This window comes from Microcoleus sp. BR0-C5, from assembly GCF_036705045.1.
Taxonomy (GTDB): Bacteria; Cyanobacteriota; Cyanobacteriia; order Cyanobacteriales; family Microcoleaceae; genus Microcoleus.
The window spans coordinates 51,964-78,574 of record NZ_JAUBTR010000025.1 but is presented as its reverse complement, the minus strand read 5'-3'; the positions used below and the strand labels follow the sequence as shown (position 1 = coordinate 78,574).

The 26,611-nt window shown below is 47.6% G+C and carries 17 protein-coding genes; 9 read left to right on the top strand and 8 right to left on the bottom strand.

What is annotated here, in order from left to right; translation table 11 throughout:
- Window positions 1-86 precede the first annotated feature (86 nt).
- Window positions 87-1,271 carry an NAD(P)H-quinone oxidoreductase subunit H gene (locus QUB08_RS14445; RefSeq protein ID WP_333225340.1) on the bottom strand — a complete coding sequence of 395 codons (1,185 nt, stop codon included), beginning with the start codon at window positions 1,269-1,271 and terminating at the stop codon, window positions 87-89.
- Between the two features lie 108 nt (window positions 1,272-1,379).
- Here QUB08_RS14445 and rsmH point away from each other — a divergent pair, with 108 nt between their 5' ends.
- From rsmH to QUB08_RS14430, 3 genes are all read left to right on the top strand, one after another.
- A complete protein-coding gene (gene rsmH / locus QUB08_RS14440; RefSeq protein WP_333225339.1) occupies window positions 1,380-2,231 on the top strand; it encodes a 16S rRNA (cytosine(1402)-N(4))-methyltransferase RsmH in 852 nt (283 codons plus the stop codon).
- Window positions 2,232-2,793: 562 nt separating this feature from the next.
- A complete protein-coding gene (locus QUB08_RS14435) occupies window positions 2,794-4,467 on the top strand; it encodes a SpoIIE family protein phosphatase (protein ID WP_333225338.1) in 1,674 nt (557 codons plus the stop codon).
- Window positions 4,468-4,974: 507 nt separating this feature from the next.
- Window positions 4,975-5,397, top strand: coding sequence for an ATP-binding protein (locus QUB08_RS14430; protein ID WP_006633914.1), 423 nt, complete (start codon window positions 4,975-4,977; stop codon window positions 5,395-5,397).
- Window positions 5,398-5,738: 341 nt separating this feature from the next.
- Here QUB08_RS14430 and QUB08_RS14425 read toward each other — a convergent pair whose 3' ends face one another.
- The 3 genes from QUB08_RS14425 to QUB08_RS14415 all read right to left on the bottom strand — a co-directional run bounded on the left by QUB08_RS14425 (window position 5,739) and on the right by QUB08_RS14415 (window position 7,476).
- Window positions 5,739-6,173 carry a nuclear transport factor 2 family protein gene (locus QUB08_RS14425; RefSeq protein ID WP_333225337.1) on the bottom strand — a complete coding sequence of 145 codons (435 nt, stop codon included), beginning with the start codon at window positions 6,171-6,173 and terminating at the stop codon, window positions 5,739-5,741.
- Between the two features lie 81 nt (window positions 6,174-6,254).
- Window positions 6,255-6,383, bottom strand: coding sequence for a hypothetical protein (locus QUB08_RS14420; RefSeq protein WP_333225335.1), 129 nt, complete (start codon window positions 6,381-6,383; stop codon window positions 6,255-6,257).
- A gap of 130 nt (window positions 6,384-6,513) precedes the next feature.
- Complete coding sequence (locus QUB08_RS14415) at window positions 6,514-7,476, bottom strand: orange carotenoid protein N-terminal domain-containing protein (protein WP_333225334.1); 963 nt, start codon at window positions 7,474-7,476, stop codon at window positions 6,514-6,516.
- Between the two features lie 278 nt (window positions 7,477-7,754).
- Between QUB08_RS14415 and queG the strand changes: the two genes are divergently transcribed.
- Complete coding sequence (queG, locus tag QUB08_RS14410) at window positions 7,755-8,879, top strand: tRNA epoxyqueuosine(34) reductase QueG (protein WP_333225333.1); 1,125 nt, start codon at window positions 7,755-7,757, stop codon at window positions 8,877-8,879.
- Window positions 8,880-9,187: 308 nt separating this feature from the next.
- On the top strand, window positions 9,188-9,826 hold the full coding sequence (locus QUB08_RS14405) for an HAD-IA family hydrolase (protein WP_333225331.1): 639 nt from the start codon (window positions 9,188-9,190) through the stop codon (window positions 9,824-9,826).
- A 275-nt stretch (window positions 9,827-10,101) separates the two neighbouring features.
- On the opposite strand, the gene QUB08_RS14400 is transcribed toward QUB08_RS14405, so the two are convergent.
- Window positions 10,102-10,929 (bottom strand): SWIM zinc finger family protein, encoded by an 828-nt coding sequence (locus tag QUB08_RS14400; RefSeq protein WP_333225330.1) that lies wholly within the window; start codon window positions 10,927-10,929, stop codon window positions 10,102-10,104.
- Between QUB08_RS14400 and QUB08_RS14395 the strand changes: the two genes are divergently transcribed.
- Window positions 10,903-11,094, top strand: a complete 192-nt coding sequence (locus QUB08_RS14395) for a hypothetical protein (RefSeq protein ID WP_333225328.1) — start codon at window positions 10,903-10,905, stop codon at window positions 11,092-11,094. The two genes, QUB08_RS14400 and QUB08_RS14395, sit on opposite strands and share 27 nt — an antisense overlap.
- 97 nt (window positions 11,095-11,191) lie before the next feature.
- On the opposite strand, the gene QUB08_RS14390 is transcribed toward QUB08_RS14395, so the two are convergent.
- Window positions 11,192-15,982, bottom strand: coding sequence for an SNF2-related protein (locus QUB08_RS14390; RefSeq protein ID WP_333225327.1), 4,791 nt, complete (start codon window positions 15,980-15,982; stop codon window positions 11,192-11,194).
- Between the two features lie 568 nt (window positions 15,983-16,550).
- Here QUB08_RS14390 and QUB08_RS14385 point away from each other — a divergent pair.
- The 3 genes from QUB08_RS14385 to QUB08_RS14375 all read left to right on the top strand — a co-directional run bounded on the left by QUB08_RS14385 (window position 16,551) and on the right by QUB08_RS14375 (window position 19,678).
- Window positions 16,551-18,704: a polyribonucleotide nucleotidyltransferase gene (locus QUB08_RS14385; protein WP_333225326.1), complete on the top strand. Its 2,154-nt coding sequence runs from the start codon at window positions 16,551-16,553 to the stop codon at window positions 18,702-18,704.
- A 376-nt stretch (window positions 18,705-19,080) separates the two neighbouring features.
- Window positions 19,081-19,296 carry a hypothetical protein gene (locus tag QUB08_RS14380; RefSeq protein WP_333225325.1) on the top strand — a complete coding sequence of 72 codons (216 nt, stop codon included), beginning with the start codon at window positions 19,081-19,083 and terminating at the stop codon, window positions 19,294-19,296.
- 4 nt (window positions 19,297-19,300) lie between these two features.
- Window positions 19,301-19,678, top strand: a complete 378-nt coding sequence (locus tag QUB08_RS14375) for a hypothetical protein (protein ID WP_333225324.1) — start codon at window positions 19,301-19,303, stop codon at window positions 19,676-19,678.
- A gap of 62 nt (window positions 19,679-19,740) precedes the next feature.
- On the opposite strand, the gene QUB08_RS14370 is transcribed toward QUB08_RS14375, so the two are convergent.
- Together QUB08_RS14370 and QUB08_RS14365 are read right to left on the bottom strand one after the other, a co-directional pair.
- Entirely contained in the window at window positions 19,741-20,991 is a 1,251-nt protein-coding gene (locus QUB08_RS14370) for a Rid family detoxifying hydrolase (RefSeq protein ID WP_333225322.1), read from the bottom strand.
- Window positions 20,992-21,257: 266 nt separating this feature from the next.
- Window positions 21,258-26,579, bottom strand: a complete 5,322-nt coding sequence (locus QUB08_RS14365) for a response regulator (protein WP_333225321.1) — start codon at window positions 26,577-26,579, stop codon at window positions 21,258-21,260.
- Window positions 26,580-26,611: the final 32 nt, after the last annotated feature.

The following is a 26,611-nucleotide window of genomic DNA, read 5'->3' as shown; positions in this document are numbered from 1 at the left end:
AATTTATAGTAGCCGATCAAGGATTGAAAAAAGCAGCGATCGCACTCCTTAGCAACCAGCTAAAAAATGCGATCGCCCTTTTCCTTCTACCTATCAACCGAGCCCATAATAATGTCGATACTGCCCAAAATTGCCACCAAATCCGCAATCTTCACACCGCGCACAATGTGAGGCAAAATCTGCAAATTATTAAAATCCGCAGCCCGAATCTTCCAGCGCCAAGGAAACACACTATCATCCCCGATAATATAAATCCCCAACTCACCCTTGCCGCTTTCAACGCGGACATAATGTTCGCCCTTGGGAATCTTAAAAGTCGGCGCAACTTTTTTGCCAATAAACTGATAGTCAAAACCATTCCATTCCGATTTTGGCCCGCTTTCTAAGCGCTTGGCTTCCAAATTCTCGTAAGGGCCACCGGGGAGTCCTTTCAAGGCTTGATAGATAATCTTAACCGACTCGCGCATCTCCCGAATCCGTACTAAATACCGGGCTAAACAATCGCCAGCAGCTTCGGTACAGACTTCCCAGTCGAAGTCGTCATAACATTCGTAATGGTCAACTTTCCGCAAATCCCAATTTACGCCGGAACCGCGCAACATGGGGCCGGAAAGTCCCCAGTTAATCGCTTCGTTGCGAGAAATAGTACCCAGGCCTTCAATCCGGCGGCGAAAGATTGGATTGTTGGTAATTAAACGTTCGTATTCGTCAATTTTTGGAAGGAAGTAATCGCAGAAATCTTGGCACTTATCTACCCAACCGTAAGGCAAATCGGCGGCAACTCCGCCAATGCGGAAATAGTTATTATTAACCATTCGATAACCTGTGGCTGCTTCCCACAAGTCGAGAATTGGTTCGCGATCGCGCATAGTATAGAAAAAAGGAGTTTGCGCGCCCACGTCCGCCAAAAACGGCCCTACCCACATCAAGTGGTTAGCAATCCGGTTCAACTCCAGCATAATTACCCGAATATAACTAGCCCGTTTGGGGACAGCAATATTTGCCAACTTTTCCGGTGCATTCACTGTCACCGCTTCGTTAAACATCCCCGCAGCGTAGTCCCAGCGGCTCACGTAGGGCACGTACATCACGTTAGTGCGGTTTTCGGCAATTTTTTCCATCCCCCGGTGCAGATAGCCCAAAACAGGCTCGCAGTCCACCACATCTTCCCCATCCAGGGTGACGATTAGCCGGAGTACCCCGTGCATGGAAGGGTGGTGCGGCCCCATGTTGAGCACCATCGGTTCGGTTCTAGTCTCAATTCTTGACATAATTAAATGAATTAATGATTACTAGCTATTGTTGATTTTTGTTTGGCTTTTATGATTATGAAGGATATCGAGCTCTCTGAGAAGGAGACCCTTGGATCGGATGTCAGTATGGACACCTATCACGTTCCAGTTTTGGGAAGCGAGTTAATTGCGGGTTTGGCTGTGCGTGCAGGCGGGCACTATTTGGACGCGACGCTTGGGGGCGGCGGACACACGAGTTTGATTTTAGCGGCGGCGCCAGATGTTACAGTGGTGGCGATCGACCGCGACGAACAAGCCATCCGTTTTTGCCAAGACCGATTTGCCAACTCGCCCGTTAAGTTTTGGCACGGCAACTTTGCTGAATATCAGTCCCCAGAGGCCGAATTTGATGGTATCATAGCAGACTTGGGCGTCAGCTCTGCTCAGTTCGATACACCGGAACGGGGATTTAGTTTTCGCCACCCAGCTCAACTAGATATGCGTATGAACCAGCAGCAATCTTTGACGGCAGAAGAGATTATCAACCACTGGGAAGAAGTTAAACTAGCAGATATTATTTACAAGTACGGCGAGGAGCGACTGTCGCGGCGCATCGCGAGGCGGATTGTGCAAAGCCGTCCTTTTCAAACTACAACAGAACTTGCAGGGGCGATCGCCTCCAGCTTCCCCCCCAAGCAGCGCAACGGCAGAATCCATCCGGCAACCCGCACTTTCCAAGCTTTAAGGATAGCCGTCAACTCCGAACTGTCGTCTTTAGAAACTTTCCTAAACGTTGCCCCAAGGTGGTTAAAACCAGGTGGGAGAATCGGAATCATTACATTTCACAGTCTCGAAGACCGACCAGTCAAGCACCAACTCAGAGGAACACCCAATTTGCAGGTACTGACAAAAAAGCCGATCGTCCCACAATCCGAAGAAGTCGCTAGAAATCCCCGCTCTCGTTCTGCTAAGCTCAGACTGGCAGAAAGAATAACTTGATTCGGCAGTAGTAATATGCTTGCTGCAAAAAGTTCAGAGATTAGGGAGACTTGGATGCAGCAATCAAGTACGATTCGGCGAAGATGTAGGGAATAGCGCCAACAACCCACCACTAACCCTCCGGGTACAGTGGGGCTTGAAATACAGCCGGTGTTGACCAGACTTAGGTAGCAATACCTGCGTTAGTAGTAAGTGTTAAAATTCACACCGAGCACAGTGCCCAGCTAGTTAAGAACTCTGCAATCAGAGCATTAATTAGCCGTTTTGAATGCTGGTGTGTTTAGAAAAGTACCGACTGCTAACAAGATCATTGCTCGTATCACAGCGTGAAAGCTGACTCGGGAATTTTCCCTATTGAAGCTGCCTACCGAGGCGGGTTACAGTATCGAAAGCCTCTCATCTGTGCGAACAGATGGTGCGAAAGGAATGCTCACCTTGAGGTAAAACGGGTTTCTTTAACTCAACTTGACGTAACTGATATGTTGCATATATCCAGCCCCCCTTTTCCTCCCGCCACCTTGCTGATTACAGCTATGGTGGGGGTTTTCAAGGGGGAAGAAAGATGAGTCGGGGAGATGGAAGCAAGCTGAAACTGATGGTAGTCGATGACGAACCCGACAACTTGGATTTATTGTACCGGACGTTTCGACGCGACTTTCAGGTTTACAAAGCAGATAGCGCCCTCAGCGCCCTGGAAGTTCTAGACGAACAGGGCGAGATGGCCGTGATTATATCTGACCAGCGGATGCCAGAAATGAATGGCACCGAGTTTTTGGGGAAAACCGTCGAGCGATTTCCCGATACGATTCGGATTCTGCTAACGGGATACACCGATGTTGAAGATTTGGTTGAGGCCATCAACTCAGGTCAAGTTTTCAAATACATCACCAAACCGTGGAATCCAGAAGAACTCAAATTGGTGATCAATCAAGCCTCAGAAACTTACAAATACTACAAGCAGCGCAGCGTTGCATTGCGCCGCGCTTTACGCAAGGAATCTCTGTTCAATGAGGTAATGAGCGTGATTCGCGGGTCGCTAGATTACTCTAGTATGGTACAAACTATTGTTCAAACCGTAGGTCAAACTTTTGAGGCCAACTATTGTATGCTGCGGCCGGTAGAAGCCGATCGACTATTGCCGAGTACCTTCCCCTACCAAGCCCAAACCTCTGAAGCCAGTAGCTTTTCTTTTGATGAAAATTTGCTGGTTCAAGCTGTAGCCACTCGCCAAACTCAAGTGAACTCCAACAGTGGGGGGGACGGTAACTCGGTTGAGATTGCCGTGCCCCTGACTTACCAGCAAGAATTGCTGGCGGTACTGGCTTTGTCCCAGATTGGCGGCACTAACCCTTGGTCAGCAGAAGAGATAGAGTTAATAGAAGGTGTAGCAGCTCAAGCTGCTCTCGCCCTGTCTCAAGCTAAGCTATACCAGCGCACTCTGGATTTAGCCAAGCAGATGCAAAACGAGTTGGAAGTGGCTCGCCAAATCCAAACAAACTTGTTGCGCCAAAGTTGGCCGGATTTTGAAACAGTCAGGGTGCAAGCTTGCTGCTATCCCGCGCGGGAAGTTGGCGGCGACTTTTTTGAAGTCTACGTCCACTCCCAAGGGGATATTTGGATAGCGGTGGGAGATGTTTCGGGTAAGGGAGTTCCGGCTGCTCTATTTATGGCCAGCGCGATTTCGGTGATGCGGCGGGAACTTTCCCAAGAAGTTTCTCCAGAGCCCGATCAAGTTATGCAGAACATGAATAGCAGTATGTCTGACGACCTGATCGGCAACAACCATTTTATTACAATGGTTGTAGCTCGTTACACTCCGTCAACGGGACACCTCGCTTTTGCTAATGCCGGTCACATTTACCCGATCGTTTGGTCTCACTCGGAGGTGAAAGCTCAAGCCGCTAGTGGTAAAACGCCAGCCGAGCCGAATTTCCTGAAAGCTCGTGGCATTCCCTTGGGGATACTACCAGTTTGGAGAGGCAAAGCGGGTGCGATCGAATTAAAGTCAGGAGATGTATTTCTGCTGACGAGTGACGGAATTACTGAAGCTAGCGTGACGACTGAAGCGGTCGCAGGGGGTGTACCAACCCGTTCTATGCTACAACAAGAAGGGCTTTGGCAACTCTTGATTCAGGAACCTGGTTCTTTCAACTTGGACAATTTGTTGGCTTACATCCGAGCCGACAATCCCGTTCAGGAAGACGACCAAACCATACTCTCTCTGGAGGTTCTTTGAATCTGTCAGCGACTCCCGACGCATAGTCGGGGGTGAGCAGCCGAAAAAACTTAAGCCCTGCTTGTTGACGGCCCATAGAGTAGTCCTGCAAAGGACGGCGTTATGGTCAACAGTAAAAAACCACAGTAAAAAAACCTAGCCGGCGATGGCGCAGCTAGTTTCCTGAATCGCTTTCCTGGGGGATTAAATACCTGTCAAGGGTTAAGGTAGAAGGCATTCGTCAGAAAAAACCAACGCTTAAAAGCCAAGGATTGAAACACAGATTTTTTATGCCTCACTGCTTGCAGTCTCGGTATGATTATCAATTGTTAAGGGGCTTTAAGCTCATAACAAAAGTTTTCAACTATACTCTTAACTTCTGCCTTCTACCGAATGACGAATGCCTGATTTTTAAACAGAAAAGGCTAGTATCCCCCGAGTAGCGACAAGTATTGAGGCCGAATCCATTCGGCGCGTCGTATTTCATACCTGGAAGACACAGGGTTTTCAAACTTACGGGATTTTTTTATGAATACTGAGCTTCATGTGCCAAGCGACTTGCGGTTTTTAACAATTGTTGAAAATTGGTTGCTGAGCAGTTTGGAAGTAGAGCTAGGAGAGCACGTCGATTGGCCGCGTCAGTCGAATCGTTTGCGCTTGGTGTTAGCAGAAGCCTATTCTAACGTGATCCGCCATGCTCACAAAGATCAACCCAATTTGCCCGTGTTAATTCGCTTGAATTTAAAAAATAGGGATATTGGTTTAGAAATTTGGGATTACGGTAAAGGTTACGAAATGGATACTTACAATCCCCCGAGGCCGGAAGCTAAACAGGAAAGCGGCTACGGCTGGCTGATTATGAGCAGACTTATGGATCGGGTGGACTACACTTTGCAAATAGACGGTCGCAACTGTCTGAAGTTGGAAGCGAGTTTGCCGGAAAAATCTTAATTAGTCATTAGTCATTAGTCATTAATGATTGGCAATGCACTTTTTGGCTCGCTTTGGCTGTCTGTCGCACGCGCTGCGGTGACAGCCAGTTTTCCGTCAAGTAGTGTCAGCCCAAGGCGAGACTGTAAGATTGTAGGGGTAAATTTCCGATAGCACAAATACCCAAGAAACCGGGTTTTTGAACAGTTAGCGACGCTTCACCAGAGATTTGGGTAAAAAACCCGGTTTCTGCCTCATTCTGGCCATAAAAAGCCGATTAACCTGTCGATCGCACGACTTTAGCTATGACGTGCGATCGACAGGTCAAACCAAAATAGACAATTTAAATGTGAAACAGCTTATCAAACATCAAATTTCGTCTGCGACCGCAGATTTAGCAATTCTTGGGGAGAAGCTAACAGTTTGACCGTGACAGAAAGGAGTTTTTGGTCAGAATTGAGCAATAACAGCCATCCGACATTAACACCAAAGGCGGAAGTTTGCACCCGGCCGCTGACCTGAACTTCTACAGTGCCATCTTCTAAAATTTGGCTGACACCTTTCTGGGGTTCTAGCTGCATTCCTCGCGCTTCTTTTTTGAGATAAGTGGCGATCGAGATGTTGCCGATAATGGGATCTTCAAACGGCGCGTGCAGAACCCCGTCATCGGCAAATAAATTAGCCGTCGCGTCAAAATCGCCCGCGTTTAAAGTTTCAAAATATCGCAGTACCGTTGGGTTTGTGATGCCTGCAATCTTTATAGAGGTAGTTAAAATAGGTTGAGTTGTTGCTGTCATAAAACAAGTGATTTTAGATGAATGATTATACTGTAATCATTCTCTTTGTCGCAGCAAATCCCTCAAAAGATATAAGTAGGGCTAGGAAAATAATTCTCCGAAAAAAGGAGGAACCGGAGAGCGTCGATCGCAGCTTTCAGAGCGATCGACCAAAATCAATACTACTTTCAAAAAATGTAAGGGTAGCCAAGCTGTAAACCCTGATACCATCAGTCATTTCCCATCCTTCAATTCTTGAATCTAAAATTTAAAATCTAAAACCTAAAATGATAGAAACCCAGACACATAAAGGCATCTGGGTTTCTGGGCAAGCCTGTTTAACAGAGCCAACCAGAATATTCTATTTGCGGATCAAATTGAGCAATTCTTTAGGAGATGCCAACAAGTCGATCGCCACAAAGAAAATTTGACCTTGGGGATCTAGCATAAACCGCCACGCGATGTTCATTCCCACATTCGATCCGAACCAGGGAGTTTCGACTTTGCCAGTGACTTTCACTTGGCGGTAGCCATCTTCTGCGGGTTCCGATACACCTTGCTGGGGCATCATTTTCAGTCCGATGCACTCTTCCCGCATATAGTTGAGGATAGCGTCGCGACCAACGATCGGCTTTTGGAAAGGTGGTTGCAGGGCACCTTCTTCAGCAAATAAACCGACGGCTGGGGTGAAGTCGAAGGCGTTCATGTAGTCGATGTAGCTGAGCACTGTCTGCTCGCTGATACCCTCAATTTGGGTTTTCACCCGCTCTTCTGGAGCGGTGGGAGTGCTGCGGGGGGCTGAGCGTTTGCCGTACTCTTGGTTAAAAGCAGGGTCATAGCCCATGTTAACTACGGTGTTGCGAAGTACGGTAATTTGCTGACCGGGATCTAGTTTCTTGATGGTTTCTAGAACTGTGGTGGCTTCGGGAGACATTTGATAGCCAGCGGGGATCGGAGCGACAACGCCCTGTTTCATCAACTGTCCCAACTCGTACCAGAAACCGAGTTTGGTGTTGACGCGCAAGGAAGTGTAAATCCGGCCAATTGTTGTGTCGGCGTTGCTGGCTAGGTCAAACATGGTTTTGCTTTGAGCAGCCGGCGACATTTGCTTGATTTCGCTCAGTATGCCTTCAACAAGCGCCATGCTGGCTACTCCGGGAGCTGCTGCGGTGATGGAAACGCCCATTTCGGTGTAGGCATACCAGAGCAAGGCTAGTTGGTCTTCAACGCTGAGTTTGTAGAACGCTTCGGTGGTAGCCGGAACAACGCTAGCAATCTCTGTGGTGGAGAAAATAGATTGAGCTGATTGAATACTAACTGCCATGTGTATGCTGTGGGATTTGTGGTTTTAGTGAGGTAGTTGAGTTAGGGAATCTCAAGCTCCCTTGAGTAAAATTATGTAACTTTTTGTTAAAAAGTGCAAATATAAATTAAATATAGCTGAGTTACAAAACTATAATCAATGTTTTGGTAAATTGCGATCGCCATCACTAGACTGTGCGCCGAATTAGTTTATTTAGGAAACCAATCATTAAAATCGCTGGCATTATCATATAAAATCAAAATAGTCAATACAAAAGGTAAATATTTGCCTGGTGTCAAATGAAAGCGCCAATTAGCAGCAATTTGGTTAAGCAAAAAGCCCTTGAGTTGGGATTTCACAAAGTCGGGATCGCCTCAGCAGACATGGATTTCGATCTAGAAAAACAAAGATTGCAAGCTTGGCTGGACAAGGGTTATCAGGCGGATATGGCATGGATGGCGAACCCGAAACGGGAGGATATTCGATTAATAATGCCAGAGGTGCAGTCATTAATATGTGTCGCCATCAACTACTACACACCTCACCAACGTCCCTCAAATCCCCCTTGTGAGGCAGGGCTGTTTCATTCTCACGAAAAACGAGGTTTTTGTAGGGGTAGTGCCCCCGTGCCTACCCCCGCCACCAACCATCGAATGGGGGTTTCAGGCCAAAAGGGCCGGCACGGGGGCACGGCCCCTACCAAGAATGAAACCGCCCTGCCTTGTGAGGGCAGGGGGGTCGAGGCAGGGGTCGAATATGCTAAAATCTCTCGCTACGGTTGGGGAAGGGATTATCACAAAATCCTGCATAAAAAACTGAAGGTTTTGGCAAATTGGGTGCGATCGCAAGGCGAGGGAATTGAAGCGCGGTATTATGCTGATACCGGGCCGATTCAGGATAAAATGTGGGCGCAGCGTGCTGGGATTGGCTGGATTGCCAAAAATGGTAATGTAATTTCGCGCGAATACGGTTCTTGGGTGTTTTTGGGCGAAATCTTGACTAATTTGGAGTTAGCGTCGGATGAGCCTCATACGGAACATTGCGGTACTTGTACTCGCTGCATTGAGGCGTGTCCAACGGGAGCAATTACTGAACCTTTTGTGGTGAATGCCGATCGATGTATAGCTTATCACACGATCGAGAATCGAGCCGAAAAATTGCCCGACGAAATTGCATCTAATTTACAAGGCTGGGTAGCAGGTTGCGACATTTGTCAGGATGTTTGTCCTTGGAATCAGCGGTTTGCTAAACCAACTAATGTGGCAGAGTTTGAGCCTTATCCTGAAAATATAGCGCCGACACTTGCAGAATTAGCCGACATTTCCGACGAAGAATGGAACCGCAGATTTACAGCTTCGGCGCTGCGGCGCATAAAACCCGAAATGCTGCGGCGAAATGCGAAAGCAAATCAAATTCACCCTTAAAAGTTGAGATGTTCGCGCTCAGGGTGCTTAGGGGGCACCTTACCCTATAGATAATAACCCTAGGGTATGTACGGATGGCCAAGAGCCAATACATTATGCAGTAAGTCATTCCCCCATCTAAAATCTAAAATCTAAAACGCATCGCTAAGAGTTAATAAATTATGCAGTAAGTCATTACCATCTAAAATCTAAAATCTAAAACGCATCGCTAAAAGTCAATACATTATGCAGTAAATCATTCCCATTTAAAATCGAAAATCGAAAATCGAAAATTGTATGCTTCCCCGTTCCTTATTTGCTATTGTCCAATGACCAAAGTAATTATTTTTGATTTTGACGGTACTTTAGCAGATACAATCGATATTCTTCTAAGCATCACCAACCGTTTGTCAGCAGAATTGGGCTTTAAGTCTGCTACCAAAGAGCAAATCGCTCAACTGAGCAATTTAACTTCTTGGCAAATTCTTCAGTATTCGGGCATTTCTATCTTCAAATTCCCGCTGTTGATTAGAATGTTGAAAGCAGAGTTACGCACCGAAATTCCCAATATTCAATTATTTCCGGGGATTAAAGAAGTTTTACTGGAGTTAAAAACACGGGGATTTCAACTGGGGATAATCACATCTAATTCCAGAGAAAACGTCTTGGCATCGCTGGAAAAAAATGGTTTGCAAGACACTTTCACGTTTATTTACTCGGGTTCAACTTTTGGCAAACATAAAGTTATTAATAGCTGGCTAAAAAGAGAACATATAAATCCTAAACAAGTCGTTTATGTGGGAGATGAGATTAGAGATATAGAAGCTGCTCGCAAAACCGGAATTAAGGTAATTGCTGTAGCTTGGGGTTTTAATTCTCAGGAGGCTTTGGCTGCACACAATCCAGATTTTTTTATTAAACGCCCCCAGGAATTGATAGAGATTATGAGTAATTTAGGGGAAGTGTAAACTGAAATTGCAAAAAGTAAGACTCGTCGGTTGAAATCTATTCTCAACAAACTCTCGTTACACCAAAGAGGGACTAAAGAATAAAAGGGGTATTAAAGCCTGATTTGTTATCAGCCATAGTCCTATTATCCTAAGCTGTTGTGCATTTAAATTGTATATTTCGAGTCTCGATCAAAAATCCTCAAATCCTCTCCCCCTCTCCTCTTCTCCCCCTCTCCCTCTCTAATACCATAGGCAATCTAGATGCAACACAGCTTATGTGCGATGAAATTAGGTTAATCTCCTTCGCTCCGTTTCAGTGCTGCTAAAACTGCTTGCTGGCTAACTGCTTGGTAGATTTTGCTAAAATGCTGCTTCAGGGCGTCTGATGCAGGGGAGGATTTGCTAGCGGTTCCTTTTCCGTCGGTGGCGAGGGGAATTGGGCCTAAGATATCTAATACTGTTTCGCTGCTGGGCGGGGGTACAATGACTACTAAAGATGATTCTAGCTGCTGGTTGTATTCCCAAAAGCGATCGACCTTCGGCAATTTAGAATTGGTAGTGGGGGCATTTTCGCCGGAGTTTAGTTGGGAATTTTCCTCTCCTTGCGTACCTCGTCTTTGACGAAGTGCTGTCAAGATTTGCTCTTTGGTTCGGCCCCGCAGTTGAAAGAGTACGAAAGGGTCTTCACCGAAGCGATCGCCCAATAAGTAGTATACTGCACTGATGTGTTTGCAAGGGTTTTTGGGGTCAGGACAGCTACAGCGCGATCGAATATCAGATAAACTTAACGGAAATAGCGTTTTGCCGGCGGCCGCAAATACATCCTCAATATTGTGCGGCATTTCTCCTGCTAGTAATTTAGCTGAAAAAACTGCTCTTTGCGACATATTTTCAATCACATAATCCCAATCTTCATCGCTCAATGTGTCGAGTCCTAAAGAAACTTGATAGGGTTTGGGATCTGTTCCTTGAACTACGGCGATTACTTCTTGGTTAGGGAACTTAATGCTAAGAACTTTACCTTCGCGCGCGTATTGCCAGCCACGTTCTAAGCGTTTTTTGAAGCGGTAGGTATTTATTAAATCTAACCACTGTTGTGTCCACCATTCTCTGTCAATCATAAGCCGAAGGAAGAAGGAAGAAGGAAGAAGGAAGAAGGAAGGAGGAAGAAGGAAGAAGGAAGGAGGAAGAAGGAAGGAGGAAGAAGGAAGAAGGAAGAAAGCTTTAGTTATCTAGGAGAGTCAGAAACCGGGTTTTTTACGAAAAAACAGGACTATAACCTTTAATCCTGTTATAAAACCCGGTTTCTGTGGTCAGAGTGCGTAATTCCTCTGATGGTTGAGAACTAAAGTCCTCACCCGAAACCGAAGAAAATTAAGCACCTTATTCTTCTTCCGTTTCTATGATAGCATTGCGATCGAGAATTAGTAAATTGCGAAGTTGGTCTGTATCGAGTTCGGTGAGCCAGTTTTCACCGGCACTGACCACTTGTTCGGCTAAAGCTTTTTTGCTCTCGATCATATCGTGTATTTTCTCCTCTAACGTACCCGTGCAGACAAATTTGTGGACTTGCACATTGCGGGTTTGACCGATGCGAAATACGCGGTCAGTTGCCTGATTTTCTACTGCTGGGTTCCACCATCTATCATAGTGGAAAACGTGGGTTGCTCTGGTTAAGTTCAGGCCTGTGCCGCCTGCTTTTAAAGATAAAATCATAATCGGCGGGCCTTGGGGGTCGTGCTGGAAGCGATCGATCATTTCTTCCCGCTGCTGTTGCTTAATTCCTCCGTATAAGAACAAAACTTCTCGCCCTAAATGCTGTTCTAGATGCGGTTTCAAGAGTTTTCCCCATTCGGCAAATTGAGTAAAAATTAAAGCCCGATCACCCTCAGCGATCACCTCTTCTAACATTTCCACCAACCGCTGCAATTTCCCCGATTCCTGACTCTTAATCCCCAATTCTTTCGGCTTAGCTTCTGCTTTCAAAAGAGCCGGATGGTTGCAAAGTTGCTTGAGTTTTACCAGCAAAGCCAGAATCATTCCCCGGCGCTGAATACCTTCGGCTGAGTCTAATTCAGCTATTGACTCTTCGACTATTTTCTGATATAATTCCGCCTGTTGAGCCGCCAGCCCACAAAATACAGTCATCTCCTGTTTGTCGGGCAAATCTTGGATGATTTCTTTGTCAGTTTTCAGGCGGCGGAGGATGAAAGGCCGAACGAGCGATCGCAAAGTCTGCAATGATTCTCGATCGCCGTATTTCTCGATCGGAATTGCAAATCGGCGCTGAAAGAAATTGCGCGGGCCCAAATAACCTGGATTCAGAAATTCTAAAATAGACCACAATTCTTGCAGTCTATTTTCCACCGGAGTTCCTGTCAGCGCAATTCTAAAAGATGCCTCGATTTGCCGCACCGCTTGCGACTGCTTCGCCTCGGAATTTTTAATATTTTGCGCTTCATCCAAAACCAATCCTTGCCACTTAATGCCTTGAACTTCCTTCGCATCGCGAAACACCAGGGCATAACTGGTAATTATTAAATGCTTTCCTTTAATTTCAGTCGCAAATGCTTTGCCTTTAGCGCGTTTGTCTCCGTGGTGAACTAATACTTTCAGCGTCGGGCCAAATTTCTTGACTTCGCGCTCCCAGTTACCCAATACTGATGTTGGACAAACCAGTAATGTCGGTGCTTCTAGGGCATTTTGTTCTTGTAAGTGCAGGAGAAAAGTGATTAACTGAATAGTATTGTGGCACAAGATATTATTGGCAACAAAATTGTGATGCTTGCTCACCTCAAAATCATAAACCCACCCGCTGTACTCAAAATCCTCAATTTCCTCTATTCGGCAATAAAATACTTCGCGATCGAGTATAAGTTGCAAATTTTCTCGGACAGTATCTAGCTGCGCTACATTGAGATTTGCATAAGCCTCTAGGGTCTGATTCGTCCATTTAGAAGGCTTTAGCTGGCGGTACTCATGCTCTGCGGAACCACCAAGCACATTTTCCATACCTGCTACCACCTTTTCTAGACTGATGCGGGAAAACTGCTGGGAACCGTTAATATAAACAGGATTGTGAATTCCGAAATGCCGTAACGGCAGTTTGGTCATCTCCACTGCATCGGCAACAATATCCGAAACCGGAATTCCTTCGACATTTGTATTGGCAGTAACTTCGCAAATTTCCTCTAATTTACGCTGTTTTTCTGGATCACCACAGCCAATCTCCTGCAAAAATATGCGCGCTGAGTTACCGCCGAAAGTACCGATATAATAAGTGCGAAAAATCCCGCTGCCATTGGTGGCGCGTTTCTGCTTAGTGGCGATTCGCAGCCAAATTCCAAAGCGCCGCAGCAGTGTAGAAAGTTGTTGGATGATTAAATGCGAAGCGGTGCTAATTTCGACAGTCCGCATTTTAGGAATGACAGAACCTTCAGCATCAAAGTAGTTTTTGAGAAAAATCCGTATGCTGTCCAGATTGGCTTGCATGATAAATTCTGGGAAGCTTTTCTCGGCTGACAGTTTCCCCCACTCGTAGCCTTTAGACTCAAGAAAGCTTTGGTACGATCGACTACACACAGCTAAATATGCTGCTCTTTGCTTACCGGGAGTACGAACAGCAGGATTATTTATTTCTATCCCATACTTTTTGCTTAAATGGTGAAGTGTGAAACGCAATTCTTCAAGAACTGCCACATCTTTCTGCGTTATTGTGAGTATTGCCCGATCGCGCTGCTCATATCCCTCAGCAATCTGCCAAGCCAGAAACTTGACCAAATCGGGATCTTCCGGCTTTCCTTCCCAATACAATTTAGCAGGAACGCAAACATAATCTCCAACCTTGAGGTCATTTGTCCAGCCATCGCGTCCTAACAATTTGTGGCGGCGGGTAATTGTGATGCTGCTACCGTCTTGCAGTTTGATTGTTCGCAACTTTTCTTGCACTTGCTGGCGGTAAAGTCGTCGAATAGTCGCCTGTACAATTTTGCCTGTTTCCTGATTTATGGAATTTACCAGTAATTGCTCGTTAGGTTCAGACCAAAAGCCCTCACCATCGAATTCTGTTTTTCCGGCATAAGCTTCCCATATTTTTTCAGCTTTTTGTAAAAAACCATTTACAAAAAGCACACTTTGTGGTACAATGCACTTTCCCAAACCCATATCGTCCGCGAGACAAGCACCTAAACCCCAGCGTTCTAAGAATGCTAACCAGCCCGCTCCTAGGGCTTGATAAGGTCGCAATTGTCCTCGGAAACTAGCCGGAGTTGCGATCGCACTTACCGCTTGATTATCGCTCAAAGTATTCAACAATTCCTGAAGTTGGCCGGTTGCCTCAAAATTCACCACAGGCAATTTCTCGATCATCTGAGAATCGCCCGACGCCAAACGCAAAGCATCCTCCAAAGAAAGAGTCATTTGCTCTTTGCGGCTGGCAAAAAAAGTTTGAGCCGCCCTCACATCCGGCGCGCGCAACTCCACCCACTCGCCGTTAATTTCCACCAAAGGCGAATTCAACGCAATCAATCTGTCAAACTCTGCCTTAGAAAGGCGCTGTCCGCCGATCGTCAATTCCCACTTAAAATTTAGCAGACTTTGCAATCCCAGCCCACCTTTCGCCGGAGTCACTTTCGGAGTTTCCGCTTGAATGCTCAAACCCAAACGACTGGCCCAACCATCTGTCTTTGTCAAACTCGGCGGCAAAACTACACCCAACCCGCTATCAGCAAAGCGCCAAGCTACAGACTTAATAAACTCGTAAGCTTGCAGCGGATTTAATTGGCAAGATTGAGGCCGCTGTGCTTGCAAACTCGGTTCAATTAACGGATAAAGTTTCGAGGCTAAACCCAAGCCGCTGAGCAAAGTTTCTTGAGGCAATTCTATTGTCCGCCCCGCATAAGCCAAACGCTCGACTGAGTTGTTCCAAATAGTTGTCGCGTCTACCAAAAATTCCGCTTCATCTGCTGCTTGCAAGCAATAATTTAAACTCCAGTTGGCTTTACCAGGAGACGGCGGTATGAGTTGAAAGCAAGTGCGAAATTGACTTTGTTGAGATAATTGGTTTTGCAGCGGTGCAGTCCAAGCAGTCAGCTTGGTTGCCAAGTTTTCCAATGCTGCTGTTTCTACTTGAACTATCCCAGATTCCTGCTGCAAAGCTTGCAGCCAGTCGCGCACAGGAGAAACTGCTTTGATGTCTAAAGTAGAGCTACCAGCAGATCGCACTTGACTATCTACAATACTACTCAAAAAGCCTAATACTAATTCCTCCGCCCCCATCGGCAAATCCACCGCTAAAGGCAATTGACTGGATTCTTCTTCCTTTTCCCCTCTTCCTTCTTCCTTCTTCCTTCTTCCTTCTTCTTCCTTTTCCCCTCTTCCCTCTTCCTTCTTCCTTCTTCCTTCTTCTTCCTTTTCCCCTCTTCCTTCTTCCTTCTTCCTTCTTCCTTCTTCCTTCTTCTGATATGTTCTGCAAGCAGTCGGCATTTGCTTGACAAAAGTGGCAAGGCGGAGTGTATCTGTAGAACTATCTAACAACGGTTGCCATTTAGCAATAGCAGAACCGTCCGACTGTTTCTCCAATCCAGGCAAAAATTTGCATCTTGCCAACAAATCCAAACTCCACCTAGCAATATGAGACCAAAAACGTAAATCTGAGCCGACAAAAGAGTCGGGTTCCGTGCTGTTAAGCGGTAGTGATTGCAAGAAAACAAAAGCTGCTTGAGGGTTGAGACAAAAACCCTCGACTTGCCAGGGATAAAGGTAAATTTCCTCGGTTTGGGCGGGTTCCTCAAGTGCTGCTGCTGAGTGCTGCGGCATCAGATTTCCGTTCGATTCTGAGATTTGGGTGGGAAGTGCGATCGCCCGAATTTCCTTTTGAATTGAGGAGTTTTGGGCGATAATTTCTGCGTTTTGAGTTTTGGGCGATCGCCTAGTTTTTTTGCTTTTTTCCGGTGGAGTTTCTGCGGTTTCCGGTAATTGCCAATCCAGTTTTCCAGACTGTTGCAAGGAATTTAGGAAATTCTTAAATTCAAATTCGGTCATTGCTAAAGGATGCGGTAAATTTATCCCCGATTCCCTGGTTTCAATTGCCCCAATTTTTCGCCAAGTTTCTCCCCAAATAAATAAGCAATTTTTGTCATTATCTATGAGCCAACTGCCGTGTAAAATTGCCATCTTTTTTACCCTGATATTTGTATTTAAGTGCGAGGTTGACTACAGCATTTATATGGGATTTATGAAAATTTTATTTAAAACAAACCAAGGAAATTTTGAGCCAGATAGGAATTAGGTAGAACCGGTATAGCCTTTCTCAGTAACATGAGGTGCACGCTTGATAAGCGGGCATAGGGCATAGGGCATAGGGCATAGGGCATACCTCACTTTATTGAGAACTGCTATATATTTAGGTACTTATGGCACACCTTACCGCTTATTCCCTGACCTAGATAACTAAATCCCTCTTCCTTCTTCCTTCTTCCTTCTTCCTTCTTCCTTCAACGTCCCAATTCCCAAACGAAAATTCATCGTACCATCTATTTCAGGCGTTTAGCGGACGATCGACCGGAGAATAGACCCCAGACAGCAAAAAATAATTCTAGAGTATAAATGCTTAGAATCGAGACACAGACAGTCGATCGCGAGGCGATTATCCCTGTGTTTTGGCGTCGGACTCTCAAACATCCTGTGGTAATGTTACGATCCCGACAGAGAAAGAATGTGGTAGATAAGGAAGCAGTGCTACATGGTAGAGATAGACAAGTCAATATCCTTCGATGGACGGGATATTAGACTGAAGATTGGTTTACTAGCGCCTCAAGCAGGCGGTGCAGTTTTGATTCAGTCGGGTGACACGGCGGTTTTAGTGACAGCGACTCGATCGCAGGGGAGAGAGGGAATTGATTTCCTGCCCCTGTTGGTGGATTACGAAGAGAGACTCTACGCTGGCGGTAAAATTCCCGGTGGATTTTTGCGAAGGGAAGGGCGTCCCCCAGAAAAAGTGACTTTGACTGGCCGTTTGATCGATCGACCGCTGCGCCCGCTATTTCCAAGCTGGCTGCGAGATGACATCCAAGTTGTAGCAACAACGGTTTCGATGGACGAACAAGTGCCACCGGACGTTTTGGCAGTGACGGGGGCTTCGGTGGCGATACTGCTGGCGAAAATGCCGTTTTACGGGCCGATGGCTGCTGTGCGAGTCGGTTTGGTAGGGGACGATTTCATCATCAACCCAACCTACAGCGAAATCAGAGAAGGCGAGTTGGATCTCGTGGTAGCTGGTTCTCCTGACGGAGTAATCATGGTAGAAGCCGGCGCCAACCAGTTGCCCGAACAGGATATCATCGAGGCGATCGACTTCGGCTATGAAGCAGCCTGTGACTTGATTCAAGCCCAGCGCGAAATTATGGCGGAATTGGGCATCGATTTGGTGGTAGAGGAACGGCCATCGCAAGATTCGGCCCTGGAAAACTTTATTCGCGATCGCGCCCAAGAACCCATCCGCATCATTTTGTCAAGATTTGAAAAAGACAAAACCATACGGAATGCAGCTTTGGACGAAGTTAAGGCAAATGAAGTCGAATCTGCGATCGCCGAACTCTCGGAAGACGATCCGGTAAAACTAGCCGCCACCGCCAACACCAAGGCGATCGGCAACGTTTTCAAAGACGTTACCAAAAAAATGATGCGGAAGCAAATCCTCGAAGATGGCGTCCGTGTAGACGGCCGCAAGCTAGACGAGGTGCGACCCGTTTCTTGTCGCGTAGGCGTGCTGCCGTCGCGAGTACACGGCTGTGCGTTGTTTAATCGGGGGTTAACCCAAGTCTTGTCTGCAGCTACCCTGGGAACCCCAGGCGACGCCCAAGACTTAGGAGACGACTTGCACCCGCAGCAAGACAAACGCTACTTGCATCACTACAATTTCCCGCCGTTTTCGGTAGGAGAAACCAAGCCGATGCGATCGCCCGGACGCCGAGAAATCGGTCACGGAGCCCTCGCAGAACGCGCTTTACTGCCGGTTTTGCCATCCAAAGAAGATTTCCCCTACGTGATTCGCGTAGTTTCAGAAATCCTTTCTTCCGACGGTTCCACCTCAATGGGTTCAGTTTGCGCCTCAACGCTAGCATTAATGGATGCAGGCGTTCCCCTTTCCCAACCCGTCAGCGGCGCGGCAATGGGCTTAATTAAAGAAGGCGATGAAGTCCGAATTTTGACTGACATTCAGGCAATTGAAGACTTCTTAGGCGACATGGACTTCAAAGTAGCCGGTACCGACACCGGCATTACTGCTTTGCAGATGGACATGAAAATCAAAGGTTTACCCTTAGATGTGATTGCCACCGCCATCCGCCAAGCCAAACCTGCCAGACTGCACATTTTAGAAAGAATGCTGGCAACCATCGACACTCCCCGCAAGGAAATGTCGCCGTTTGCACCACGTTTGCTAACCCTGAAAATCGATCCAGAATTTATCGGTTTGGTAATTGGGCCTGGTGGCAAAACGATCAAAGCCATCACCGAAGAAACCGGTGTCAAGATTGACATCGAAGACGACGGAACCGTGACAATTGCTGGCAACGACAGCGAAAAAGCTCAACGGGCTTACAACATTGTCCAAGGCATGACGCGCAAGTTAAATGCTGGAGATGTGTATGTTGGCCGCGTAACTCGAATTATTCCGATCGGCGCTTTTGTGGAAATTTTGCCAGGAAAAGAAGGAATGATTCACATTTCCCAGTTAGCGGACTACCGCGTTGGGAAAGTGGAAGACGAGTTAGCTGTGAACGATGAAGTGATTGTCAAAGTGCGAGAAATTGACAATAAAGGTCGAATTAATTTGACCCGCTTGAATATTCATCCCGACGAAGCGGTAGCCGCCCGCGAAGCGCTGAATAAATAGTTTACGGTTGGTAATTGGTAATTACTTATAGAGTAATTGCTAATTGCTAATTGGTAACTGGTGATTAGTAATTGCTAATTGCTAATTGAGATTAAATCTGATTGTTTCAGATTGATTTGGGAGTAGGTGCGCGACAGCGACAGATCGACAAAAGTGCGATCGGCTGTAGAAGTTAATACAGTCGCGCACTTTACCCTCGGCGGGTGAAACCGCAACTACATAAATGAAGTCCCAGCAGAGAGGGACTGAATAAAATATAAAGTATGCTTAGATAGTTACTATAAAGGATATGATCTAGGCTTGTAAACCGCAGAGATCGCAGGTAAAAATAGCAGGTTTGATTTTCATCAGCGTCTGTAGAAAAACGCAGATAAAGATGACATTAAGACCTCGCTACGATCCAGACGAGAATATTAGCCGTCATAGTGCCACTGATCCAGAGAAATGCGATCAAATGGCCAAGCGTCAGGGATGGGAATTAATCCGATGGGAAAAAACAAACGATTCGATACTTAAGGTTGATTGTGTCTTTGAAGGGTTGACAGAGTTTCCACCGAGTCCATACGAACCCGAACACGAGAGAAAGGAATAAATCAATGCCAAAACGGTTGATCATTTTCAAAACAGAATCACTTTCTTCCCCTGGATGGGAGGAGAGATTGCTTTCCCATACAGGTGCTCTCACGAGTATCCTAGCAGAACACTACGACTACTCAAACAAACCTCTCCCTCAAACGGGCGATCGCCTGCGAAACTTTGCCCAATTTAAGGAGAGTGCAGATCCTAAATCCCCTGCTGCGAGCACTCACGTTCGCTGGGGAGATTGGGAGGTTTCGCGCGTAGAAGAGTACAGGCCTGAAATTCCGAATGCTGAATACGACTGTTTAGCGGTGTGCTACTGTTGCTACTCACCTATTGAGCCCGAATGGAAAGAATTGCCGAAAATTCAAATTTCCCAACTGCAAAAACATTAAAAAAACAGAATATCCAGATGCCCGACTTCTTGAAAAAGTCTGGCATCTAAAAGAAGATGAAATCAAATCACAGCAATACAGTCAATTTCAACTAACACATCTTTCGGCAAACGCGAAACCTCTACACAAGCACGCGCCGGTGCAGTTTCCGCATCAAAATATTTCCCATAAACCGCATTCACAGCGGCAAAATCATTCATATCTTTGAGGAAAACCGTAGTTTTTACCACATCCAACCAAGTAGCGCCGGCTTCTGTGAGAATCGCTTCGAGATTTGCCATAACTTGTTCGGTTTGTTTGGCCACGTCGTCGGTGTAGACAATATCGTTTAGTCTAATGTCGATCGCAATTTGACCGGCTACAAACAGCATAGTGCCCGTAGCGGCGATCGCTTGATTGTAAGGGCCCACGGGTGCCGGTGCTTTGTCAGTACGAATAATTTTGCGCGTCATAGATGTCACTTTTTGGGATTCTTGTTGACTGGTTTCCGGTTTGTAGTGGATTTCTGGTTCTGAGATTTCTGACTGGTAGATTTCTCCATCGGGCATTATTGTACCAGTGAACTCTACATTTTTGATATTCCAGCCATAGGTTTGAGCATCAGTCAAGTCTGCTTCCTGAAGGTTGGCTTCCTCCAGATTTGCTCTTATTAAATTTGCTTTTTGAAGAATCGCTCTTTCGAGATTTGTCCCTGCCAGACAGGCTTTTTTCAAATTTGTCCCTGTGAGGTCTGCTGCACTAATATCCGCCTCAGCCAGATTCGTGCCTGATAAGTTAAGTGCAGATAGATTGACACCTCCGAGTTTGGCTTTCTGGAGATTGGCATTTTGGAGGTTAGCACCCTGTAAGTTCACTTGAATCAATTCTGCTCCTGTCAAGTTTGCCCTCGTCAAATTTGACTTGCTCAGATTGGCTCTCTTTAAATTTGCTTCCTTCAAGGAAGCTTTAGTTAACCATAGAGAGGTTAATTGAGCACCACTTAGGTTTGCATTGTCCAGCTTAGTATTACTCAAATCGGCTCCAGTGAGGTTTGCCATACTCAAGTCAGCACCGCTGAGGTCTGCAAAACTAAAGTTGACATTACCTGTCACCCCACTTAAGTTTGCTCCTAGCAGGGATGCTCTACTGAAATTTGTTCCTCCGAGGTTTGCATTGTTCAAAGTTGCCTCATTCAACTCAGATCCCGACAGATTTGCAGTCGTGAGGTTTATGCCACTCAAGTTGGCACCTTTGAGGTCTATCCCGCTTAACTGTTCTCCCCCAAAGTTCCGTTCGCCTTTAGCATATTTTTCTAAAAGTTCTTCAGCATCCATAAATCACCGATCGCCCTTCCGTTACACCCCACTTTCCCAGCCTACCACCAAAACCGAAAGCGCGATAGAACATCTGCGTTAATCTGCGTCAATCCATCTTCATCTGCGGTTAAACATCGCCTTTTTCAACCGCAGATAGAGGCAGAAGCAACACAGATAAACGCAGATGAATTAAAGATTATCTGCGTTTATCCGCGTTAATCCATTTTCATCTGCGGTTAACAAATTTCCTTTTTTGCAACCGCAGATAAACGCAGATTTACACATTACACACCAACCGGAGCACCAACAACCTCACCTTTCAACATCCGAGAAGCAGCATCAAGCAATTGCTCCTCCAAATAAGGCTTAGTGAAATAACCTTTCGCGCCCAAACTGTAAGCCATTTGGCGGTGTCTGTCAGCACCCCGAGAAGTCAACATCGCGATCGGCAATTCACACAAAACCGCATCCTTCTGCATCCGAGAAAGTAGTTCCAAACCATCCATTCTCGGCATTTCAATATCGCAGAAAACGATATCGCAAGGCAGACCAGATTTCATCTTTTCCCAAGCTTCCTTACCGTCGCGAGCTTCTTCCACACGATAGCCAGACTTCTCGAAAGTAATCGACAATAGCGATCGCACGGTAATCGAATCATCAACAATCAGTACAGTTGGCTCAGTCTTCTCGATTTCCGCCTCGGCAGCAGCCCGATCGCCCTCATCCCAAAGCGTACCGCCAGTATCCTTCCGCAGCCTTCCCGTAGCCAAATCGATCAGCTCCAGAACATCCGCAATCGCCACGATCCGACCGTCCCCAAGCACGGTGGCCCCAGCAATCCCGATCGGCTTCGGCACAGGCCCTTCCAACGGCTTGATCACAATTTCCTGTTCCGTCGAAACCTGATCCACCTGCACCGCCAAGAAATTGCCAGCAGAGCGCAGCACAATCACCGAAATCATGTCATCGTCAGTATTAAACCCGTAAACACTGCCCCGACCCAAATGGCGGCTGTAAGCCAGCAGATCCCGCAGCGGCCGGAACGGCAAGCTTTGACCCCGCCACTCAATGCAAGGCAAACCATCCGCCCCCGTCGTCACCTGATCGCGAGGCACATCGATCATATCCTCGACCCCATCCATCGGGAAAGCAATGCGAGCGCGATCGCTAATGCAAGTCAGAGCCTTAGAAATACTCAACACCAGAGGTAAACGGATGGTAAACACAGTCCCTTTGCCGATCGTTGAATCGATCGACACAGTACCGCGAATCTCCTGCAAGGAAGTCTGCACCACATTCATACCGACTCCCCGGCCGGCATACTCCGTAGCCTGTTCCTGAGTGCTGAAACCCGGCATAAATAGCAAATCGTAAACTTCCGAGCGAGACATCCTCTGAGCCTGAGCCGCCGTCAGCATACCCTGCTTAATCGCCTTCGCCTTCACCTTTTGCGGGTCAATTCCGGCCCCGTCGTCAGAAACCGAAACCACGGTTTGGTTCCCTTGGTGGAAAGCACGAATGGTAATCCTGCCGACTGCAGGCTTCCCAGCCGCCAGACGCACCTCCGGCGGTTCGATCCCGTGAGTAATCGCATTGTTCACCAAATGAGTCATCGGGTCATATAGCTGATCCACAATCATCTTGTCGATCAAAATCTCCTTACCCTCAACCTGCAACTGAGCCTGCTTCCCGCACTTAATTGCGATTTCCCGCACCGCCCGGAACAGCCTGTCCGTCGTCTCCGCAAACGGCTTCATCCGGGCGCGAGTCAAACCTTCTTGCAGTTGAGTCGTAACTTGCCGCAGTTGGCGAGTCACCTGATCCGCCTCATCCACCAAAAACTCAATGTCCGCTGCCGACTCCCGCACCCGCACGATCAGCTCAATAATCTCTTGAGCCAAACTGTGGAAAGGAGTAAACCTGTCCATTTCCTCCGGTCTCCAGGCACTTTCGCGGGTGTGCGCCGAATCCTCAGAGCGCCATGCCGATCGGTGTCCCTGCCGGTTTGCCAGCAAAGCAATCTCCAAAAGACTCCGCTCGTAGAAATCCTGAGTCCGCTGGCTCACATCGCTCAGCAGCGTTACCTGGTGCAGCAAATTGTCCAAAAACTGCCGCATCCGTTCTTGGTCTTGCTCCAAACTGTTGCGGTTTACCACCAGTTCCCCCATCAAATTGCTGAGGTTGTCTAGTTGCTTGACCGGCACCCGCATCGTCTGGTCGCCGAACCCGCCCGCGCGGGCATTCCGCCTGGGTCTGTTGATCGCCGACGGCCCCATATTGCCTTCCCCTTGGCGGCCGCTGTCCTTGGGATCTTCCAACAGTTTTTCCAAATCGCCAAATTCGTCGTCGCTCTCATCGGCAGCAGCGCGCGGAGCTTTACTAGCAGTTGTCGCCGGTAGCCCGTGAATTTCCGGCATAGTTGCGCTCTCGCTGAGGAGTTCTTCGAGATCCGAGAAAACTTCTGTATTTACCGGACTCTGATTTGTGCTTCCAGAAGCTGCTATGACAGCGACCGCACCCCCTGCAATTAACAGTGCTTCTAAATCGTCAAAATTACCTTCGGCATCCTCATCGTCTGATTCGCCCTCGGCAAAAAAGTCTGCCAGCGACCCCTCTTCTAACTCCGAGGAATCGGCCTCGGCCGACTCGTCCTCAGCGTCCCAAAAGCCCGTCGTCAGTTCTGAAGTCACCAGAACCTCAGCATCGATCGAATCCAACAAATCATCAAAACCCTCCAACTCTTCGTTGTTGAGAGTAGCCCCAGTTTCCATCGCCGAGAGCAAGTCAGCATCGCCCTCAAACATACTACCATCGAGAGATTCTGCAGGCAGTGCCTCTAAATCCACACTCGAAAAATCCGTTTCCAGGGCATCAAACAAATCATCTTCGCCCTCAAACTCCCCGGCGGCATCTGTTTGAGATTGATCGAACAAATCCGCACCCACCTCGCCTGCCAAACCCTCGGTAGGTTGGGCCGACAACTCCTTCACATCCACAGCCGCGCCGTCATCTGGCGCCGATCCAGCATCGCCCTGCAGCACCATGCTTTCCCCAAACATATCCTCCAAGAAATCGAAAGCTGCGCCCTCATCAGATTCGACATTTGAAATTTCCGACTCAGGACGATCGTCGGACAAAGCCCCAAGTTCAACCTCTGCCGAATTTGTCAAGCCTTCGTCGGAAACAGCCGCACCATTGTTATTATTGTCGAACAAACTCCCCAAGTCGCCCTCATCAACTCCCAAATCCGCACTCAGCAATTCTGAATTCCCATCATTGGGCCAACCCCCACGGGCTTGCCCCGAAGCTTCTCCGTCATACTCGGTACCCGTAGGTACAGAACCGAACAGCTCAGCCAAATCTGCGGCTTCTCGGGAAGTACCCGCTCCTTGCCGATCCCGCCCAGTCTGTTCATCCTCAGAAATCGCGTCCGAGGTCATATCCCCAAACAGCGCATCTAAATCCGTATCCTCGACTTCCAGGTGGGGCGATTGCACAGACTCGTCTTCCATGCCGAAAGCATCTTCTAGCCAGTTTTCATCCGCCGAGATATCTAAATCAGAATTTGATGTCATGTTAAGAACGTTGCCCATTTCCTCATTTTGTGCGATGCCTGCAGCTTGATCTCGATCGCCCCCGTTCTCCGTACCTTCGTCTTCTGAAGAAAGGAAATTAGAAGTAATCGCCAACAGCTCGCTCAAATCCGATTCCTCGCCCAGCTCAGAGAACAACTCGAAATCATCCATTTCAGGCAGAGCAAGCGCTTCTGCCTCCGCTGAATCATTGCCCCCCCCGGCTGCAGGCTCCTTCGATTCTCCGTCTAAAGCCTCAGACTTCAGGGAATACTCCGAAGAGACTGCAGGCACACCTGTTGTCTCAGATAAGCCTAAATCGCCGAACAAGTTCTCGAAATCAGCATTGTCCTCCGTACCACCAGCAGAAGTTTGGGCTGCCACTTCGTCCAACAGCGTACCGAGAGCATCTTCGTCAGCTTGTCCTCTGGCTGGGGCCACCCTGTCGTCTCGCCGATCCAAACCGCCCCTACCGTTACCCGTTTTAACCTGTTTGCGAGTTAACCGCTGGCTCGAACCCGCATTTTTCTGACCGCCAGCTACTGCCGAGCCCTCTGCCTCCTCTCCAAACAGCAAATCCTCCCCAAACAAACTCGTCAGGTCGTCAATCGGAGGCTTCGTGTTCGTTTCGGAACTTTCCGCATCGTATTCATCAAACAACAAATCAGTAAAATCGCCGGAATTGTCTTCGTCTAACCCCAGCATTCCCGCCGCCGATATCCCAGAAGACTGTGCATAGTCGAGGTCTTCTTCTTCTTCCCAAGCGCCGTCGAGATCCGGGGACTCCCCGTCAAACAAGTCAGCTAAAGTGTTGAGTTCTGCAGCGCCCACTTCCGGGCCGGTGCGGGTCGAGCCTCTAAAAGCACCCGTCTCCATATCCGATTCTGCGAAGGCGGCATCGTCGAACTGGGCAGATCGAATGCCACTGTCCTCGTTGCTGTCGCCGCTGTCTAGTTGGTCGAACAGCTCGTCTATACTCAGCCCAGAAATAGTCGGCAGCAACTTGTTCAATCCATCCTGGGAATCGCCCGAACCCACCAGATCCCAAGCCTCATCCTCAACAGAAACCACATTTTTCCCGGATTTACTCGGTTGAGCAAAGGCCAGCAAATCTTCAAAATCCGTTTCGGGAACCAGAACAGCCGGCAGCAGCGCCAGAAGTTTTGCGCTTGGTACGATCGACGATTCTAGACCAGAAATTACCAGTTCTTGCGCTTGTTTGATGTCTTTGATCACCGTTGGGGCTAAAGTACGGTAAGTATTTTCTGGGTTGGCGATCGCCTTGGATACAGCTTGGATCAATTCTATCCAGCAGGGCAGTTCAAATTCTTCCCCTGCCCTGAGCAAGTTCCGACAAATGTTCTTGAGTTGCCGCCTGCTTTCTGGCCCCTCCGGCTGTTTAAACTCTTGCAGGAGTTCCCGCATCCTCGCCGGCACGTCCGAGTCAAATACTAGCTGCAGCGCGCTGTCTTCTGTTGCTCTAACATCAGGTGCGTAAACTGACCGCGCATCTGGAAAACTCTTTGATGAGGCAAAGGCCCCGACTCCCACCCCCGCCATAACTGGTTCGGGTACTGGCATCGCGTAGCTCTCGTCTGCATGGTGTTCTCCGTGTCCAACGAGTCCCCCCAAGTGCCCGTTAAGTTCTTCAAATACTGGTTCTAATTCTCGAACCATCTGTTCTCCCAATTCCTCTGTCAGTCCAAAAGGCCCCGACAGTTGCTCTAACAGCCCTTGCAATGTGTCAAAAATTCGCAGAAACAGGGACTCTAGCTGTTGGTCTACTTTAACGCTGCACTCTTTTAATACTTTAAAACTATCTTCTAGTCTGTGAGCTGTTTGCTGAATGCTCGTCAGCCCCAGCATTGCTGCTCCTCCTTTGACTGAGTGAGCGGCCCTAAATACTTCGTTGACCAGTTCTGGGTCTTCGATCGTGGTTTGCAGATTCAGCAAGCCTTGTTCGATCGTATTGAGGTGGTCTTTTGCCTCCTCAATAAAGTAGCCCATTATCCTCTGTTGTTGCTCCGGCAGCATAGTTTTATTCCTGATTTTAAGCGTTATTGTAT

Excerpts from the sequence above, each read along its gene's own strand:
- QUB08_RS14445 (WP_333225340.1), bottom strand. The coding sequence starts at position 1,271 with ATGTCAAGAATTGAGACTAGAACCGAACCGATGGTGCTCAACATGGGG.
- rsmH (WP_333225339.1), top strand. The coding sequence starts at position 1,380 with ATGGACACCTATCACGTTCCAGTTTTGGGAAGCGAGTTAATTGCGGGT.
- QUB08_RS14435 (WP_333225338.1), top strand. The coding sequence starts at position 2,794 with ATGAGTCGGGGAGATGGAAGCAAGCTGAAACTGATGGTAGTCGATGAC.
- QUB08_RS14430 (WP_006633914.1), top strand. The coding sequence starts at position 4,975 with ATGAATACTGAGCTTCATGTGCCAAGCGACTTGCGGTTTTTAACAATT.
- QUB08_RS14425 (WP_333225337.1), bottom strand. The coding sequence starts at position 6,173 with ATGACAGCAACAACTCAACCTATTTTAACTACCTCTATAAAGATTGCA.
- QUB08_RS14420 (WP_333225335.1), bottom strand. The coding sequence starts at position 6,383 with ATGGTATCAGGGTTTACAGCTTGGCTACCCTTACATTTTTTGAAAGTA.
- QUB08_RS14415 (WP_333225334.1), bottom strand. The coding sequence starts at position 7,476 with ATGGCAGTTAGTATTCAATCAGCTCAATCTATTTTCTCCACCACAGAG.
- queG (WP_333225333.1), top strand. The coding sequence starts at position 7,755 with ATGAAAGCGCCAATTAGCAGCAATTTGGTTAAGCAAAAAGCCCTTGAG.
- QUB08_RS14405 (WP_333225331.1), top strand. The coding sequence starts at position 9,188 with ATGACCAAAGTAATTATTTTTGATTTTGACGGTACTTTAGCAGATACA.
- QUB08_RS14400 (WP_333225330.1), bottom strand. The coding sequence starts at position 10,929 with ATGATTGACAGAGAATGGTGGACACAACAGTGGTTAGATTTAATAAAT.
- QUB08_RS14390 (WP_333225327.1), bottom strand. The coding sequence starts at position 15,982 with ATGGCAATTTTACACGGCAGTTGGCTCATAGATAATGACAAAAATTGC.
- QUB08_RS14385 (WP_333225326.1), top strand. The coding sequence starts at position 16,551 with ATGGTAGAGATAGACAAGTCAATATCCTTCGATGGACGGGATATTAGA.
- QUB08_RS14380 (WP_333225325.1), top strand. The coding sequence starts at position 19,081 with ATGACATTAAGACCTCGCTACGATCCAGACGAGAATATTAGCCGTCAT.
- QUB08_RS14375 (WP_333225324.1), top strand. The coding sequence starts at position 19,301 with ATGCCAAAACGGTTGATCATTTTCAAAACAGAATCACTTTCTTCCCCT.
- QUB08_RS14370 (WP_333225322.1), bottom strand. The coding sequence starts at position 20,991 with ATGGATGCTGAAGAACTTTTAGAAAAATATGCTAAAGGCGAACGGAAC.
- QUB08_RS14365 (WP_333225321.1), bottom strand. The coding sequence starts at position 26,579 with ATGCTGCCGGAGCAACAACAGAGGATAATGGGCTACTTTATTGAGGAG.